This window comes from Cupriavidus pauculus (genome assembly GCF_008693385.1).
Classification (GTDB): domain Bacteria; phylum Pseudomonadota; class Gammaproteobacteria; order Burkholderiales; family Burkholderiaceae; genus Cupriavidus; species Cupriavidus pauculus_D.
This window is the reverse complement of the sequence record NZ_CP044065.1, coordinates 1,952,628-1,968,519: the sequence shown is the minus strand read 5'-3', so window position 1 is coordinate 1,968,519 and position 15,892 is coordinate 1,952,628. Positions and strand designations below refer to the sequence as shown.

18 protein-coding genes are annotated in these 15,892 nt (G+C 64.7%); 11 read left to right on the top strand and 7 right to left on the bottom strand.

Annotated elements, in window-relative coordinates; translation table 11 throughout:
• Positions 1-77: 77 nt before the first annotated feature.
• The 5 genes from ada to FOB72_RS08995 form a co-directional block, all read right to left on the bottom strand.
• A complete protein-coding gene (ada, locus tag FOB72_RS09015) occupies positions 78-1,211 on the bottom strand; it encodes a bifunctional DNA-binding transcriptional regulator/O6-methylguanine-DNA methyltransferase Ada (RefSeq protein ID WP_150372205.1) in 1,134 nt (377 codons plus the stop codon).
• 13 nt (positions 1,212-1,224) lie between these two features.
• Positions 1,225-1,632: a YybH family protein gene (locus FOB72_RS09010; protein WP_150372204.1), complete on the bottom strand. Its 408-nt coding sequence runs from the start codon at positions 1,630-1,632 to the stop codon at positions 1,225-1,227.
• A 426-nt stretch (positions 1,633-2,058) separates the two neighbouring features.
• Positions 2,059-2,568 (bottom strand): hypothetical protein, encoded by a 510-nt coding sequence (locus FOB72_RS09005; RefSeq protein ID WP_150372203.1) that lies wholly within the window; start codon positions 2,566-2,568, stop codon positions 2,059-2,061.
• A 178-nt stretch (positions 2,569-2,746) separates the two neighbouring features.
• Positions 2,747-3,211: a hypothetical protein gene (locus tag FOB72_RS09000; RefSeq protein ID WP_150372202.1), complete on the bottom strand. Its 465-nt coding sequence runs from the start codon at positions 3,209-3,211 to the stop codon at positions 2,747-2,749.
• A 924-nt stretch (positions 3,212-4,135) separates the two neighbouring features.
• Positions 4,136-4,759 carry a TetR/AcrR family transcriptional regulator gene (locus tag FOB72_RS08995; protein WP_150372201.1) on the bottom strand — a complete coding sequence of 208 codons (624 nt, stop codon included), beginning with the start codon at positions 4,757-4,759 and terminating at the stop codon, positions 4,136-4,138.
• Between the two features lie 112 nt (positions 4,760-4,871).
• Between FOB72_RS08995 and FOB72_RS08990 the strand changes: the two genes are divergently transcribed.
• The 9 genes from FOB72_RS08990 to FOB72_RS08950 are packed head-to-tail and all read left to right on the top strand — an operon-like array spanning position 4,872 to position 12,804.
• Positions 4,872-6,164: an NAD(P)/FAD-dependent oxidoreductase gene (locus tag FOB72_RS08990; RefSeq protein WP_150372200.1), complete on the top strand. Its 1,293-nt coding sequence runs from the start codon at positions 4,872-4,874 to the stop codon at positions 6,162-6,164.
• Complete coding sequence (locus FOB72_RS08985; RefSeq protein ID WP_150372199.1) at positions 6,161-7,045, top strand: DUF1365 domain-containing protein; 885 nt, start codon at positions 6,161-6,163, stop codon at positions 7,043-7,045. The genes FOB72_RS08990 and FOB72_RS08985 overlap by 4 nt, the downstream gene beginning before the upstream one ends.
• Positions 7,042-8,298 (top strand): class I SAM-dependent methyltransferase, encoded by a 1,257-nt coding sequence (locus tag FOB72_RS08980; protein WP_411859781.1) that lies wholly within the window; start codon positions 7,042-7,044, stop codon positions 8,296-8,298. The genes FOB72_RS08985 and FOB72_RS08980 overlap by 4 nt, the downstream gene beginning before the upstream one ends.
• Positions 8,299-8,323: 25 nt before the next feature.
• Positions 8,324-8,863 (top strand): chalcone isomerase family protein, encoded by a 540-nt coding sequence (locus FOB72_RS08975; protein WP_150372198.1) that lies wholly within the window; start codon positions 8,324-8,326, stop codon positions 8,861-8,863.
• Positions 8,860-10,131, top strand: coding sequence for an MFS transporter (locus FOB72_RS08970; RefSeq protein ID WP_150372197.1), 1,272 nt, complete (start codon positions 8,860-8,862; stop codon positions 10,129-10,131). The genes FOB72_RS08975 and FOB72_RS08970 overlap by 4 nt, the downstream gene beginning before the upstream one ends.
• Positions 10,128-10,664, top strand: a complete 537-nt coding sequence (locus FOB72_RS08965; RefSeq protein WP_150372196.1) for a DUF3833 domain-containing protein — start codon at positions 10,128-10,130, stop codon at positions 10,662-10,664. The genes FOB72_RS08970 and FOB72_RS08965 overlap by 4 nt, the downstream gene beginning before the upstream one ends.
• A gap of 17 nt (positions 10,665-10,681) precedes the next feature.
• Complete coding sequence (locus FOB72_RS08960) at positions 10,682-11,467, top strand: SDR family NAD(P)-dependent oxidoreductase (RefSeq protein WP_223851282.1); 786 nt, start codon at positions 10,682-10,684, stop codon at positions 11,465-11,467.
• A gap of 12 nt (positions 11,468-11,479) precedes the next feature.
• Complete coding sequence (locus FOB72_RS08955; RefSeq protein WP_150372195.1) at positions 11,480-11,923, top strand: nuclear transport factor 2 family protein; 444 nt, start codon at positions 11,480-11,482, stop codon at positions 11,921-11,923.
• A complete protein-coding gene (locus FOB72_RS08950; protein WP_150372194.1) occupies positions 11,920-12,804 on the top strand; it encodes an alpha/beta hydrolase in 885 nt (294 codons plus the stop codon). Before FOB72_RS08955 ends, FOB72_RS08950 begins: the two co-directional genes overlap by 4 nt.
• 129 nt (positions 12,805-12,933) lie before the next feature.
• On the opposite strand, the gene FOB72_RS32865 is transcribed toward FOB72_RS08950, so the two are convergent.
• On the bottom strand, positions 12,934-13,980 hold the full coding sequence (locus FOB72_RS32865) for a phage tail protein (protein ID WP_317889524.1): 1,047 nt from the start codon (positions 13,978-13,980) through the stop codon (positions 12,934-12,936).
• Between FOB72_RS32865 and FOB72_RS32485 the strand changes: the two genes are divergently transcribed.
• Together FOB72_RS32485 and FOB72_RS08940 are read left to right on the top strand one after the other, a co-directional pair.
• The gene (locus FOB72_RS32485; protein ID WP_223851281.1) at positions 13,967-14,275 is read left to right on the top strand and encodes a hypothetical protein; all 309 of its coding nucleotides are present in this window, start codon (positions 13,967-13,969) and stop codon (positions 14,273-14,275) included. The two genes, FOB72_RS32865 and FOB72_RS32485, sit on opposite strands and share 14 nt — an antisense overlap.
• Before the next feature lie 200 nt (positions 14,276-14,475).
• Positions 14,476-15,558: a glycosyltransferase gene (locus tag FOB72_RS08940; protein ID WP_223851280.1), complete on the top strand. Its 1,083-nt coding sequence runs from the start codon at positions 14,476-14,478 to the stop codon at positions 15,556-15,558.
• On the opposite strand, the gene FOB72_RS08935 is transcribed toward FOB72_RS08940, so the two are convergent.
• Positions 15,555-15,821 carry a hypothetical protein gene (locus tag FOB72_RS08935; protein ID WP_150372193.1) on the bottom strand — a complete coding sequence of 89 codons (267 nt, stop codon included), beginning with the start codon at positions 15,819-15,821 and terminating at the stop codon, positions 15,555-15,557. The genes FOB72_RS08940 and FOB72_RS08935 overlap by 4 nt on opposite strands.
• Between the last annotated feature and the right edge of the window lie 71 nt (positions 15,822-15,892).

Below are 15,892 nucleotides of genomic sequence, written 5' to 3'. Positions count from 1 at the left end.
TTGCCGAGCCTCTCTGGGCTGCGTTATGCCGGACGCTTCAAACCGGAGGCACGGCAATCGTTCATGATTATCGTCGCTCACGATTGCACGTGAGTGCAACGTTCACGGTCAAGCAGCGCCTGCTTGCGGTCAATGCCCCATGCATAGCCCCAAAACCTTCCATCAGTTCTGACTACGCGATGGCAAGGGATCGCAACGGCTAGCGGGTTGCCAGCGCAAGCGCTGGCAATATCAAGCTCCGACACGTCAGTTCCAACGAGGCGCGCGACCTGCGCATAGCTCAGTGTGCTTCCCACCGGAATTTTGCGAAGCACTTGCCAAACACGCTGTTGGAAAGCGGTGCCTCGAATATCGAGGGGGAGGTTCTTGTCGATAGCGGGCTGCTCGATCATACCGACGACGTTTGCCACCAACGCTTCAAACTCTTGATCGGCACCGATCAGATGGGCTTGAGGAAAGCGATCCTGCAAACCTTGCAAGAGAGCTTCGGCATCATCGCCCAGAAGGATGGATACGATTCCCTTGCGACTGGCAGCCACGAGGATTGCGCCTAGGGAGCACTGTCCCAAGGCGAAATGAATCTCTTCATTCTTGCCTCCCGCGCGATAGCTCGTGGGCGTCATCCCCAGCATGCGAGTCGCGTTCTCGTAGAAGCGACCGCTCGAGTTGAACCCAGCCTCGTAGAGAGACTCGGTCACGCTTTCCGAATGTTCCAGGGAGCCTCGTAACTTCATCGCGCGATGGGCTGCGGCATAGGCCTTGGGCGTCAGTCCCGTGAGTGATTTGAAGAGATGATGCAGGTAACGAGTGCTTCTGTTCACGTTCGCAGCTAGCGTTGCCAACGCTGGTTCGGCATTGTCCCGATCGATACGCTGTTCGATCATGCGACAAACCTCTGCAACCAATCGGGCATTGCGACTGCGCAGGGTTGGACCGTCTGGGTCGCAGCGGCGACAAGGCCGACAGCCCGTCGCTCGAGCCTCTTCAAGTGTGTCGTGTATGCGTACATGCTCCGGGCGCGCATGTCGGCTCGGACAAGACGGACGGCAATACACTCCCGTGGTGCTGACGGAGCACCAAAACCGCCCGTCCACAGACGCGTCTCGCTTCAGCACCAACTGCCAGCGAGGATCGCGCGCGGTGGCTGATAGATCGGAACGACAATCAATGCTAGCAATCGATTCGGTTAGGTCGGGCGGTTTGGACTTCATGAACGGCGGAATCTCAAGCTGCGCCCAGCATGCGCAATTGCGTTCCGAACGGATTGTCGATCAGGTACCGCCAGTAGCCGTCTGCTCCACGGCGTGCAATGTCATTCGCAGTGGCCACCATATGCACGGTTTGGCCGTCGAGCGCCTTTCCAATGAGAGACCAGTCGAGTACAAGTGAAGCAATGTCGCCTGCCACGAACAGATGCCTTTGGACAATTTGCATCTTCAGGCCGAGCTGGAAATACTTCTCCAGTTCCACGGCAATGGCCTCGCGTCCGATCTGCGGTACACCTGCCGCGTCGATTAGCATCCCTTCGGGATCGTAAAACTCGAGCATTACGTCCACATTTAGGGAGTTGATGTGGGCAAGCAGCGAATCAACAATGCCTTCTGGCGTTGTGGACAGGGAATAGGGTGACATGAACGGATCCTCGTTTCCTGGTGGTAGATAGCAAACTACCGCAAGTTTAAGAAGGCAACCCGCTCCGCGCACTCCGTTTTGTGCTTTCAAACTTTGGGGACTAAAGCCGTATCTGCTCCACTCCCGGCGAACCGCCACCTGAGCGCGGCCCTCTAGATCGGTACTTGTCATCGCAATGACCGTCACGGAATCCCGGCAGGCGCCGTATAAGTGGCTGATCTTGTTGGCATCGCGGATATCCGAACGACATCACGTGGCCGCGTGCCATCACAATCTCATTTGTTGGTTCGACCGTCTATGGCCCGACGCTCCTGGGGCACACCGCCCCCAAAGCGTACTTTCGACGGCGATTGCATACAATCGAGTGCGGACCTAACATGACCGCTTCTGGCCGCTCTTGGACAGATTCGCATCCGGCTTTGGACATCAAGGAATCTTGACGCGCAGACGTTCTTTCATGATGAGGTTGTACAGGTTAGCCGCGGCAAACCTGTCCGGGCCATAGGTAAGAGCAAAGTTGAAGACCTTTCTCGATGTTACATAGCCCAAGTAAAGATAGGTGCTGCCGGGAATCTGAGCCGAGTAGCTCATCTCCAGCCCGCCGCCTCCAGAGTATGGTTTGACACTTCGGGACAGCACCGTTACTTGACCTGGTGCTTGCACTGCCATGGCTTCATGCCGTGCATGCAGGCATACTTCAGCCAATTTAGAAAATTTTTCGTTTGGCACTTCGTAAAAATCGCAACTTACAGTAATCGCCGCACCGTCAACGTCAGATTGCCAAGTCAGGGAGGCATCTTCGGATGTGCCCATCTGCTCCCAATGCTCAGGCAGATCAAGAAGGAATTCACTGTAAGAATACTCAATGAGCTTCTCCGGTGATTTTTTTGGCGGTGCGGGCGGGGCCGTAATCGTAAACGAGTAACTGAATTTCATATCCCACTCCTAAACCTCTGTTCGAAAGACAGGGAAAAGATACCGTTCGCTTGGCTGGCGAGCGTTGCACCTCGGGCAGAGGTGTACCGGGCGACTGCTATTTGCTGGCCTCGGCCCACGAGGCTGAGCCGATGGCGGACCGCCGGACGCTCGACTTCGGACAACATCACCGAAGACGTCACTCGAGAGAGACCTTCAGCTTCTTGACCGCGATCGCAGCTTGGTTCGCAGTAGCAAAGGCAGTTGCGTATGCGTGGTTCGTGAATGCCAATTCGAGCCCGCTAATATCCGCTGGCCACTTGTGGCCTGTATGTTTGAGTTTCACAGGCTGGTAGTAGCTGGTCTGACCAGAGTTCGGCTTACGCAGGCGATAGTAGATCACTACTAAGGCCAAACTCATGCTAACGACAATCGGACCAAGGACATACGTTGTCATTGCTTCCGAAAGTAGAGGGCCGAAGAAAAGCCAGGTCATTCCGAAGCAAAGCGATAACAAGCAAGTAATGGCCATGACCCCGAGCGGAGATGGCCTCCGCCGGCGCGCTGTAACGGCACACACGTCGCAATAGGGGAACGGAAGCACCACCGTAATCTCGGTGCCGGCCAGTCCCATCAAAGGCATGCGGCGCAGGTCCGTAGCCATCGGGCTGATCTTCGATATGGATCCGCAGTTGCAGCACGAATCAGCGGGCGCTACGAGCGGAACCTCGCTCGCGATTGGAAGGTTGATATACCTCAGGGGGAGATGAACGAGTTTTTTGTTGCTTGGTCCCGCGGAGGAATGTGTCGCTGGCTCACGTGGCAGGGAATTTAGCAAAACCGCCACGCCGCTCCCCCTATGCTGACGAGGGGTGTCGCGCAAACAACACACACTTGCCATTTTCATTGGGCGATTGAACGGCCGCTCCTGGCCGTCCTCGGACGACTGCGCCGAGTTGGGTGAAGGACCGCTGGCAGGACTTTGGCGTGGCAGCAAGTGCGGCATCCCTATTTTCGATCAGCTCGCGGTCGTGGAAGCTCTTAATGGTGCAAGGGATCTCTAGCGCTTCCCCTGTCCCGGGCTCCAGCATAAGCACCATCGGCTCCCATCTGTCGAGCCTGCCGGCGTCAGCGGCGAAAACGCGGCCGAGCCAGTCAGTAGAAAACGGCAGGATTCGTCTTGCCAAGAACGGGAATCCCGCGTCGACCAGCATCTTCACTTTCGGAACGTCTGTGAGTCGCAGAACCCGATAGAGTCCCCGCTCAAACGTGCATCCACCATCTCGCTGGGAAACTGTCACGCACGGGCCCATCAATGGCTACCGGAATATGCGCATCACCATGGGTGCATTGTCCGGCGAGCCTGTACGAGGGAGTAATGGCGGCGAACCCCGGAAGATCGCGGTCTTCCGGGGTTTTGTTTTTTGGGCGCGGGTTTCCGGTACGTACACATTCGCCGCCGTGTCCCCAGGCACCTCACGCGCCGATAAGCGTCCGCACCAAGGGCCGCGCCTGTCTCTACCGAAGAACAGACCACGGAGAACCAGCGCCTGCTGGCCGAGCAGGGCGGTCAGCTATCGAGCGCGCTTTACGGCGCCCGCTTTACGGCGCCGATACCGCCGAAGCACACGTCCAGCATGTGCGAGACGATGGCCTCGTCGTCGAGCTTCGCATAGATCCGGAGGTACTCCACTGCCGGATCGCAGGTCCGTGAGTAATAGCTGAACAGGATCACGTCGTCGGGCAGGCTCGCGTCGAGCGCGCCGGCCGCCTTTGCCTTGGCGACGAGTCCCTTCAACTGGCCGTTCAGTTTCAGCACCCGCGTGACATAGCCCAGGTTGCGCGTGAGCATGTCCCGCACACCGGGACTCGTCGAGGGCAGGAACGGCAGCCCTCCCTGAAGCCGCACGCGCAGCGCCCACTCCAGCAACGCCCGCAGGCGTCCCACCGCATCGAGATCGGCCGGCAGTTCCTCGAGGAACGACAGCGCTCCGTCGATCAGGCGGATCATCGCCGCGCCCACCAGCGCATCTTTCGACTTGAAGTGCTTGTAGAGACTCGGTTTGGAAATGCCGACCTCCGTGGCCACGTCGTCCATGGTCATCAGATCGAACCCCTTGCCAGCCAGGATGCGCGTCGCCGCGTCGAGGATCGCGTCCTCGCGCAATTGAAACGCCTGATCCTTGAAATTGAGCCTGCCGAAAATACTCATTAGTAAATCTCGCTACTATGTAGTAGTCTTCTTTCCGAAGCGGTAGCCTCATCTTAGCACTCGCAGTGCCCAAGGGCGCCAGAAAGAACAAAAGCAGAGAGGATGGTGGGTCGTGAGAGCCTTTAAAAGCACAGAACAGGGACAAAGCGTCGCGGTTGTGGGCGCCGGCATTTCAGGGTTGGCCAGCGCATGGCTGCTGTCGCGTCGCCATCGCGTCACGCTGTTCGAGGCAGGCGACTACCTGGGCGGGCATACGAACACGGTAGACGTCACGCTCGATGGGCACACCGCGCCCGTGGATACGGGCTTCCTCGTGTTCAACGAGCGCACCTACCCCAACCTCATCGCCATGTTCGACGAGCTTGGCATAGCCTCCCATGCGAGCGACATGTCGTTCTCGGTGTCGATGGACCATGGCCGCATGGAATGGGCCGGCACGAACCTCAACACCGTGTTCGCCCAGCGCGGTAACGCGTTCTCTCCGACGTTCCTCGGCATGCTGCGCGACATCGTCCGTTTCAACGGCGCTGCGCGGCGCCACCTTGCGGATGCGGAGACCACGCACTGCTCGCTTGGCGACCTGCTCGTGGCGGGCAATTATGGCCAGCCGTTCCAGCAGCACTACCTGTTGCCGATGGCCGCCGCGATCTGGTCGTGCGCCGCCGCCGACGTGCTGCGCTTTCCCGCGGCCACGTTCCTGCGGTTCTGCCTGAACCACGCGCTGCTGCAGATCGCCAACCGCCCGCAATGGCGCACGGTCGCCGGCGGCGGTCGTGCCTACGTGCGGCGCATCGCGGCCGAGCTCGGCGACATCCGGCTGCGGACGCCCGTGCGCGCGATCCGGCGCGATGAGGAGGGCGTCAGCGTGATGACGGACGAAGGGACGTCCAGGTTCGATGCCATCGTCATGGCCACCCATGCGCCCGACACGCTCCGCATGCTGGCCGATGCGAGCGACGCGGAGCGCGAGGTGCTCGGCGCCGTGCGCTACGCGCCGAACGTCGCCATCCTCCATACCGACCCCACGCTGCTGCCGCGGCGGCAGCGCGTGTGGTCCGCCTGGAACTACCTGGGCGGCCAGCGCGACGCGTCCTCGCGCGCGGTCTGCGTCAGTTATCTCGTGAACCAGCTGCAGCCGCTGCCGTTCCGAACGCCGGTGGTCGTCACGCTCAACGCATTCCGCGAGCCCGCGCCGGGCACGGAGCTGCGCCGCTTCCACTATCAGCATCCGCTATTCGACCTGCAGGCGATCGCCGCCCAGCGCGCGTTGCCCGCATTGCAGGGCGAGCGCCGTACGTGGTACGCGGGGGCATGGACCGGTTATGGGTTCCATGAAGACGGCCTGAAATCCGCACTGCGCGTGGTCGATGACTTCGGCCTGCTGCCTGCGTGGGCACGGCTATGACGCCCATCGCATGGCTCCTTGCCTCCCGCGTGATGCACGACCGCCTGCGGCCGGTGCGGAACCGCTTCGTCTATCCGGTGTTCTGCCTGCGCGTGAATCTCGATGCGTTGCCCGGGCTCGAGCGCTGGTGGTTCGGCGTGAACCGCGCGCGCATCGTGAGCCTGCGCACGGCCGACTATGGCCCGCGCGATGGTACCGACCTCGCAACCTGGATGCGCGCGCGCCTGCGTGAGGCGGGGCTGCGTGAGGCGGGGCTGCCGGAGGACGGCGAGATCTGGCTGCAGACGTTTCCGCGCATCTTCGGGTATGCGTTCAATCCGGTCAGCTTCTGGTATTGCCACGATCGCGATGGCGCGTTGCGCGCGCTGGTCGCCGAGGTGACCAACACGTTCGGCGGACGGCACGCTTACCTCGTCACGGCGCCGAATCTGGGACCGATCGACGAGTCGACCGTGCTCGCCACGCGCAAGTGCCTGCATGTGTCGCCGTTCAACGACGTGCGCGGACACTACGGGTTTCATCTGCGCGAGACGGCCGATACGTCCTTCGTCGGAATCGATTACTTCGACGATGACGGGCTGCTGCTCCGCACGTCGATTGCCGGATGGAAGCGCCCGCTGACCGGTGGCGCGATGTTTGCCGCGCTGCTGCGGCAGCCCTGGGTGACGCTGTCCGTCACGGCGCGCATCCATTGGCAGGCTTTGCGGCTGTGGGTGCGCGGTGTGCCGTTCCATGGCAGCGAGCCGCCCGCATCGCGCGCCGCGCCGCCCGCGCATCCCGAGGCCGCGATGGCCGCCATGCCCCCGACGGCGCCCCTATCCGCGCCAGCTTCCGCAGCCGAACCCCTGTCCGATCTCCTGCCCAACGATATCCGCCCATGAACCGTTCCTCCTCCGGCCTCCGCGTGCAGTCTCGCCTCGGCGACATGCCGATCGCCGCCGGCGCATTCCTGGCCATGCTCAGTCGCCTGACCATCGGGCACCTCGTGGTCACGCTGCCCGACGGCCGCGAGACGATCTTCGGGGATCCGCATGCCGCGCCCGGGGCGCGGCTCACGCTGCGGGACTGGCGCGCCTGCGGCAAGATCCTGCGTGCCGGGGACATCGGCTTTGCCGAGGCGTGGCGGGACGAGTGGGTCGATAGTCCCGACGTCACGGCGCTGCTGCGCCTGGCCATGCGCAACCAGTCCGTGCTGCCGCGCACGATCGTCGGCACATGGCTGTCCCGCCGCTGGTATCAGCTGCGCCATCTGCTGCGCCGGAATACGCCGCGCGGCAGCCGCCGCAATATCCATGCGCACTACGACCTCGGCAATCCCTTCTACGCGCTGTGGCTGGACGACACGTGGTCCTACTCCGCGGCGCTGTTCGACGGCGATTCCGGCCGGACGCTGCACGACGCGCAGGAGGCCAAGTACGCCCATATCGTCGACACGCTGCAACTGCGGCCCGGCATGCGCGTGCTCGAGATCGGCTGCGGGTGGGGCGGCTTCGCGATGCACGCGGCACGCCGCGGCATTCACGTGCATGGCGTCACGATCTCGAACGCGCAACTGGCGCTGGCGCGCGAGCGTGTCGCGCAGGCGGGCATCGGTGGCGATATTGGCGGCCATATCGGTGGCCATATCGATCTGGCATTGTGCGACTACCGCGACCTCCCCGCGCGCGGCGACCACTATGACGCGGTTGTCTCGATCGAGATGTTCGAAGCCGTCGGCGAGGCCTACTGGCGCAAGTACTTCGACATCGTTCGCGCCTGCCTGCGTCCCGGCGGCCGGGCCGTGATCCAGACCATCACGATCGCCGATGCGCATTTCGACGCGTATCGCGCCAGCAGCGATTTCATTCGCGAATTCATTTTCCCGGGCGGCATGCTGCCGAGCCCCGAGCGGCTATCGCGCGTCGCGGCGCGGGCCGGGCTGACGGCGCGCAGCGTGCTGGCCTTCGGTCCCGACTACGCGGAGACGCTTCGGCGCTGGCGCCACGCGTTCCAGGCGCGGCGCGACGATGTCTCCGCGCAGGGCTTCGACGCGGCTTTCCTGCGGCTCTGGCATCTGTACTTCTGCTACTGCGAAGCGGGCTTCGACGAAGGCCGCACCGACGTCATGCAGTTCCTGCTCACGCGCGAGGCCTGACGTGCGAAATACCCGGCCACAGCGCATGGCGATCGCTCTGCTTGCCACGATGGCGACGATCGCGATGATGGCGACGGTGACCGCCGCGCGAGCGGAGGCGTGGCGGGACGCATGGCCGGGTACCGCCGACGTCCGGATGGTAGGCGAAGGCGACTTCCGCTGGTTCGGCATCCGCATCTACACCGCGCAGCTCTGGGCGGCACAGACCCCGGTCACGCTCGATACGCCGCTGGCGCTGCGACTGACTTACGCCCGCGGCATCTCGGGCGAACGGCTCACCGATACCAGCATGGACGAGATCAAACGCCTCGCCGCGGTGACGATCCCGGAAGCCACGCTGGACCAGTGGCGCGCCGCGCTGTCGCGCGTGCTGCCCGATGTGCGCGCCGGCGACGTGCTGACCGGCGTCTATCTGCCCGGCCAGGGGGCGCGCTTCTACGCGGGGGATCGCGCCCTTGGCGCACTGGAGGACCCCATGCTCGCCCGCGCATTCTTCTCGATCTGGCTCGATCCGTCCACGCGCGCGCCGGCGCTGCGCAGGCACCTGCTGGGCCTGCCGTCATGACCGCGCCCACCGCCAGCCGACTTGCCGCTTATGGCGCCCTGGGATTGCCCCTCGCCATGGTGGCTCTGCCCGTCTACATTCAGGCGCCGGCGTACTACACCACGCGAATGGGCATGTCGCTGTCGCTGGCGGGTATCGTCCTGTTCGCCGCGCGGCTGATCGATACCGCGCAAGACCCGCTGCTTGGATTGTGGGTGGACAAGCTGGCGCGCCGCCATGCGTTGACTCCGGTCATGGGAGGCGCCGCGCTCTGCCTCGCCGTGGCCTTCGCCGCGTTGTGGCTGCCGCCTGTTTCGGGCGACGCCTGGCTGGCGGCATGGCTGGGCGCGACGCTCGTCGCGGTCTACCTTGCCCATAGCCTGATCAACATCGCCTACCTGGCATGGGCCGCGCGTCTCGGCGATGACGATACGCTCGCGCGCGCCGCCGCATGGCGCGAGGGTGCGGGCCTCGTTGGCGTGCTGCTTGCCACCGCGATTCCGGCCACGCTGATCACGATCGCCGGCACCGACGCGCGCCTGGCGATGACCGCCTTTGCGTCGCTATTCGCCGCGCTGCTCGTCGCCGCGCTGTGGCTGCTTTTTCGGCTGGCCCCGCCGTGGAATGCGAAAGCCGCCCTGGCGGGCGCCGCGCCAGGGCCATGGCATGCCGTGCGCCACAACCGCGCCTTTCGCGCGCTGCTGGCCCCTTACTTCCTGAATGGCATCGCCGTCGCCATTCCCGCTACCCTTGCGATCTTCTTCATCGAAGACCGATTGATGGCGCCGCAGTGGGTCGCCCCCTGCCTGACGCTGTATTTCGTGGCGGGCGCGGCCGGCCTGCCGGCGTGGGTGCACATCGCGTACCGCATCGGCGCCATGCATGCGTGGCGGCTGGCCATGGCGCTCGCCATCGTTGCGTTCGTGTGGGCGGCGTTGCTCGAGCCCGGCGGCGTCCTGCCGTTCCTGCTCATCTGCGCCATGTCGGGTCTGGCGGTGGGCGCCGACCTCGCGCTGCCACCGGTCCTGCTGGCCACGCGCATTCCCGCGGGCGAGGGACCCGCCGTCTATTACGGCGTCTGGACGCTGCTGACCAAGCTATGCCTGGCGATCGCAGGGCTCACGTTGCCCGTCCTCGCATGGCTGGGCTACCAGCCGGGAACGCCGGCCATCGGCGCGACGGGGCACGCGCTGGCGTTCATGTATGCCGGTCTTCCTTGCGTTCTCAAACTTGCCGCGATGGCGCTGCTTCGTTCCGCCCGGTATCCGGCGCAGGAGATGTCCTCATGAAATTCGTTGCCACTCTGGGCGCCATCGCCGTCGCCGCGCTCTGCACGGCATGCTCCGCGCCGGACGTCGCCCACTACGCCGACCAGAAGCCGGCCCTCGACGTTGCCCGCTTCTTCGCGGGACGCACGGAGGCGTGGGGCATGTTCCAGAAGCGGAGCGGCGAGATCGTCAAGCGCTTTTACGTCGACCTGCAGGGGCAGGAGCGCGATGGGCGCTTCGTGCTCGACGAGGATTTCCGCTACAGCGACGGCACGACGCAGCATCGCACATGGACGCTGACGCGGGCCGCCGATGGCAGCTGGCAAGGCACCGCGCCCGATGTCGTGGGCAGCGCGAGCGGCCAGGCCGCTGGCAACGTCCTGCGGTGGCGGTACACGCTGCAATTGCCCGTCGATGACAAGACCTATGACGTGCAGTTCGACGACTGGATGGTGCTCGTGGACGACCGCACGCTGATCAATCGCGCGCGTGTCACCAAGTTCGGTTTCGAAGTCGGCCAGGTGACGGTGTTCTTCCGCCGTCCCGCTCCCTGAATCAGGCGGATGTCGCCATGCATGGCTTTTCCATGAACCCTCGCTGGACGGACTGGGCCGGAAAGCGCGTCTGGATCGTCGGCGCTTCCAGCGGCATCGGCGCGGCGCTGGCGCAGGCGCTGCTGGCGCGGGGCGCGCGCGTCGCGGTCTCCGCGCGGCGGGCCGGCGCCCTGGCTGCCGTGATCGACGGTCATCCATGCGGCCTGGTCGCGCCGATGGACGCGCGCGTCCCGTCCGACTGGGTGACCGCGCACGATGCCTTGTGCCAGGCGTGGGGCGCGGTAGACATGATCGTCTTCTGCGCCGCCGACTACCGGCCGCTGCGTCCGTGGGAAATCGACGCGGCCGAGGCGAGCAATACGATCGAGACGAACCTGTCGAGCGTCTACTACGGTCTGGCCGCCGTGCTGCCGGCGATGATGTCGCGCCGTGGCGGCAGCCTGGTGATGCTCGCCAGCGTGGCAGGCTACCTCGGCCTGCCGAACGCCACCATCTACGGACCGACGAAGGCCGCCATGATCAACCTGGCGGAGCTGCTATACGCGGAGCTGCATCCGCACGGCATCGGCGTGTACCTCGTCAACCCCGGGTTCGTGAGCACGCGGCTCACGGCGCGCAACGACTTCACGATGCCGGCCCTGCAGACCACCGAGGAGGCCGCGGCGTCGATCCTGTCCGGCCTCGCGCGCGGCCGGTTCGAGATCGCATTCCCGTCGCGATTCACCTCGGTCATGCGCCTGCTCAGCATGCTGCCGTATCGGTTGCGGCTTTCGCTGCTGCAACGATTGATGAACTCTTCCTGAACATGGCATGACATGACTACCGCCACCCGAGATTCGCAAACGCTTTCGGCGCTGCTCGACTGGTACGCCTCGCTGACGCCCCAGTCGCTGTACGACCTCCCGCGCTACTACGCGGACGATGCGCGCTTTACCGATCCCTTCAACAGCGTGCGGGGCCACGCGGCCATTCAGGCGTTGTTCGCGCATATGTTCGAGACCGTCGACGCTCCCCGCTTCGCGATCGAGCGCCAGGTCATGGGCGACCAGGAAGCCTTCGCCACATGGGTGTTCACGGGCGCGGTGCGTGGCCATGCGTTCGTCGTGCCCGGCAGCACGCATCTGCAATTCGACGACGATGGGCGCGTGTGCATGCATTGCGATTACTGGGACGCCGCCGCGTTGTGGCGGCAGCTCCCGGTGATCGGCGCGCCCGTACGCTGGCTTCAGCGGCACTTTGCCGCGCCCCCGACCCGATGAGCGCGAGAGCGATGTGGCGCGTGGCGGCGACGGCGTTCCTGCTGTCCATCGGTGGATGCTCGACGGTCGATGCGCTGAATGCATTGACGCCGTCGGGCGACTACATCCACCTGAAGGACATCGCCTACGCGGCAGGCGATCGCGGGCAGCTAGACGTCTATGTGCCGCGTGAACCGGCCTGTGGCGACAAGGCGCCCGTCGTCGTGTTCTTCTACGGCGGCACGTGGAATTCCGGGTCGCGCGCGGACTATGCGTTCGTGGGCGCCAATCTCGCGCGCCACGGCATTCTGACGGTCATCGCCGATTACCGGCTCTATCCCGAGGTCACCTATCCGGATTTCCTGACCGACAGCGCGCAGGCCGTGGCATGGACACTGCGCAGCATCGCGGCCTACCGTGGCGATCCCTCGCGGGTCTTCGTCATGGGCCACAGCGCGGGCGCCTACAACGCCGCGATGATCGCGCTCGACAAGCGGTGGCTGACGGCGGCGGGGGCGTCGCCGACGCAGCTGCGCGGGTGGATCGGCCTCGCGGGGCCTTACGACTTCCTGCCGATCGTCAATCCCGATGCGCAACCGGTTTTCCATCATCCGAACTATCCAGCCGACTCGCAGCCGATCGACCTCGTCACCCGGCAATCGCCGCCTTCGTTCATCGGTGTCGACATCGGCGACCGGCTCGTGGATCCCGAGCGCAATTCGCGGCAGATGACGCAAAAGTTGCGCGCGGCCGGCGTGCCGGTGACCCATCGCGAATACGGCCATCTCTCGCACACGCTGCTCATCGGCGTGTTTTCCACGCCATTGCGCTGGCTGTCTCCCGTCAGCGACGACGTGTCGGCGTTCGTGCTGAGCGGCAGCGGATGCGGCGGCAAGGGGTGATGGCGCGCGCTCTGCCTTCCAGGCGGATTGGATGCGCCGGGGCGATGGTCACGACAGCGACAAAAAGGCCGCCCGACAGAGTGGGGCGGCCTTGCCATTTGCGCTGCCAGGAGCCAAAAGGAGGGGACCTTATTGTCGGGTGGGGAAGATACCCTGCGTGCAGATCACGTAGTACAGGCCGGTAGGCTCCAGCGGCCGAAGATCCGGCAGCCGGAAGTTGCTGACGCCGTCGCCGCCGAACTTCGTGCCCAGCAGCGCGAACAGGGCTTGATTGCTCTGAATGCTCAGGATGCGGCCGTCGGCATGCGTCCCGCCAGCCGCGAAGCTGGCGGCGGACAGCCACACGGTCGCCATCGTGCAGTCAGCGCCGGTGCCATCGCTCACGGTGGTGTCGGGATTGCCCAGGCCGGGAACCGTGCCAGCAGGTCCCGTGGCGCCCGTTGCGCCAGTCGAGCCGGTCGCGCCCGTGGCACCGGTGGCACCGGTGGCACCCGTAGCGCCTGTGGGCCCGGTTGCGCCCGTTGCGCCCGTGGCACCCGTTGCCCCTGTCGCGCCGGTCGCGCCGTTTGAACCGGATACGCCGGTGGCACCGGTGGCGCCGGTCGGGCCCGTAGCACCCGTAGCACCCGTAGCACCTGTGGCCCCCGTGGCGCCGGTAGCGCCGGTGGCACCCGCTGCACCGGTGGCGCCTGTCGGCCCCTGCGGACCCGTCGCGCCGGGCGACCCATCCACGCCGTTCGCGCCCGTCGCACCCGTGGCGCCCGTCGCCCCGGTCGCCCCCGTCGCGCCAGTGGGGCCTACCGGACCTACCTTGCCCTGCGCCACATCGCTCGATAGCGCGGCCAGCGTCGAATTGGCCTGCTTGAGCTTGGCCGCGATTTCCTCAAGGCGATCGTCGTACTTGTCGCCGTTGCGGGGGTTGAACTTCTGATTCAGCAGATTCAGCGAATCGGCGTCGACACCAAGGGACGCCAGGCGTTGCTTGACCTGCGTGATGGCCAGCGCGAGCTTGTCGCTGGCGGCTGCGGCGGAGACCGTGGAAAAACTGGTGAAAAACGCCTCGGTATCGGCACTGCCGGACGCTGCGGCGACGACGAGCTCGGTAATCGGCGTGACGTTGGTCGTGCCGGCACTTTCGATGTACGAATGCAACACTTCACCGGTGGCAGTGGTCACGCGCAATACGCAAGGCAGTGCCAGATTTGCCGTGGTAGCGCTCCAGCTGCCATCCGTGCCGGTGGTGACGGTCGCTTGCCCGCTGACGCATTTGATCGTCAGCGCGGCGTTGGTGATCGGCGCACCTGTGGCCGCCGTACCGGAAATCGTGGCTGCCGGCAGGGCCGTGGGGGTGCTTGCGCTGGTTCCTGTGCTGTCATCGCCGCCGCAGCTTGCAAGAAGTACAGCCGTGGCGATCGAAAGGGCGGCAGCCCATTGTCGTTGTTTCATTTTTCCCATTCCCGTCAAAGATTGATAGATTTCGAAGACCCGGCCTCCGGCGCGGTTATGCGGACCACTGCCCGTGGCGGCCAGCATGTTAGCCATGAACGGTTCAAACGGGTTATTGCATTGTTGCCCCCCCTCGGAGGGGCAGACAGAACGCGCGCGCGATTCGCGCGGGACCGGCAAAGCGGGTATCCTTCGCCCGGATTTTTGCCACTCGGAGAGTCTGACGTGCCCCGCATCTGCCTGAACATGATCGTCAAGGACGAAGCCCCGGTCATCGAACGCTGCCTGGCCAGCGTGAAGCCGTGGATCGACCATTGGGTCATCGTGGACACCGGGTCGAGCGATGGCACGCAGGACGCGATCCGCCGGTTCATGGCCGACTTGCCGGGTACTCTGCATGAGCGGCCATGGCGCGATTTCGCGCACAACCGCAACGAGGCCATGGCGCTTGCCCGCACGGCCATGGCAGGCGTGGACGATTACGTGCTGTGTATCGATGCCGACGAAACGCTCCGCATGGAACACGGCTTCGCGTGGCCCGACCTGCAGGCCGACGGCTACCAGTTTCGCTGCGAACTGGATGGCTGGCACTATTTGCGCAACGCGCTGGTACGCGCGCGTCAGCCATGGCGGTGGGAAGGCGTGCTGCATGAATTTCTGACGCAGGACGGGCCGCACCGCTGGGAGGCGCTCCCGCACGCCACCATCGTCGTGTCACGCGACGGCGCGCGAGCGCGCGATCCGCAGACGTACCTGCGCGACATCGAGGTCCTCGAGAATGCAGTCCGCGAGGTGCCCGACAACACGCGTTATCGCTTCTATCTCGCGCAAAGCTATCGCGATGCGGGCAAGCTGGGCGAGGCCATCCAGCACTACCAGGACCGCGCCGCGATGGGCGGCTGGGAAGAGGAAGTCTGGTACGCGCGCTTTCAAATCGGCGCGCTGCGGGAACGGCGCGGCGACGCGCGGGAGGACGTTCAGGCAGCCTATCTCGATGCCTACCAGTTCCGCCCTGCGCGCGCGGAGCCGCTTTGCGCGCTGGCGCGTTACCACCGGCTGCGAGGCGAATTCGCGCTGGCCCACCTCTATGCGCAGCAGGCCGCCGCCGTGCCGCGTCCGGCCGACTCGCTATTCATTGACGATGGCGTCTATGCATGGCGCGCACTGGATGAGCTCGTCGTCAGCGCATATTACGTCGGCGCCATCGAACAGGGCCGCGACGCTCTTCGGCGGCTGCTTGCGGGTGGGCAATTTCCTCAGCATGAACGCGACCGCATCATGGGCAATTGCCGGTACTACGGTCTCTAAGAGCGCTGGCCGTCCGGCGCCATCGAAGCGATGAGCCACGGGACGACGCGGCGGGCTGCCGCGAGTGCTTCCGCACGCGAAGCGAAGGACTGATTGGCGAAATGCCGAACCGATGTCCAGACGCCGCCGTCCTCGGGGTCCTTTCGGAATTCCTCGAAGCCGAACGTCCGGTCTGGACGCGTGAAAAGGTCGACGCAGCGATTCCCTTCCGGGTTCTCCAGGCTTTCAAAAACCACCCACGACTTGTCCAGCAGTTTTGGCACCGTATCCTCCGGATCGTTGAGCAAACTTGACGCGCCATTGACGAGGGCGACCCAGTATGGGCTTCCCGCGA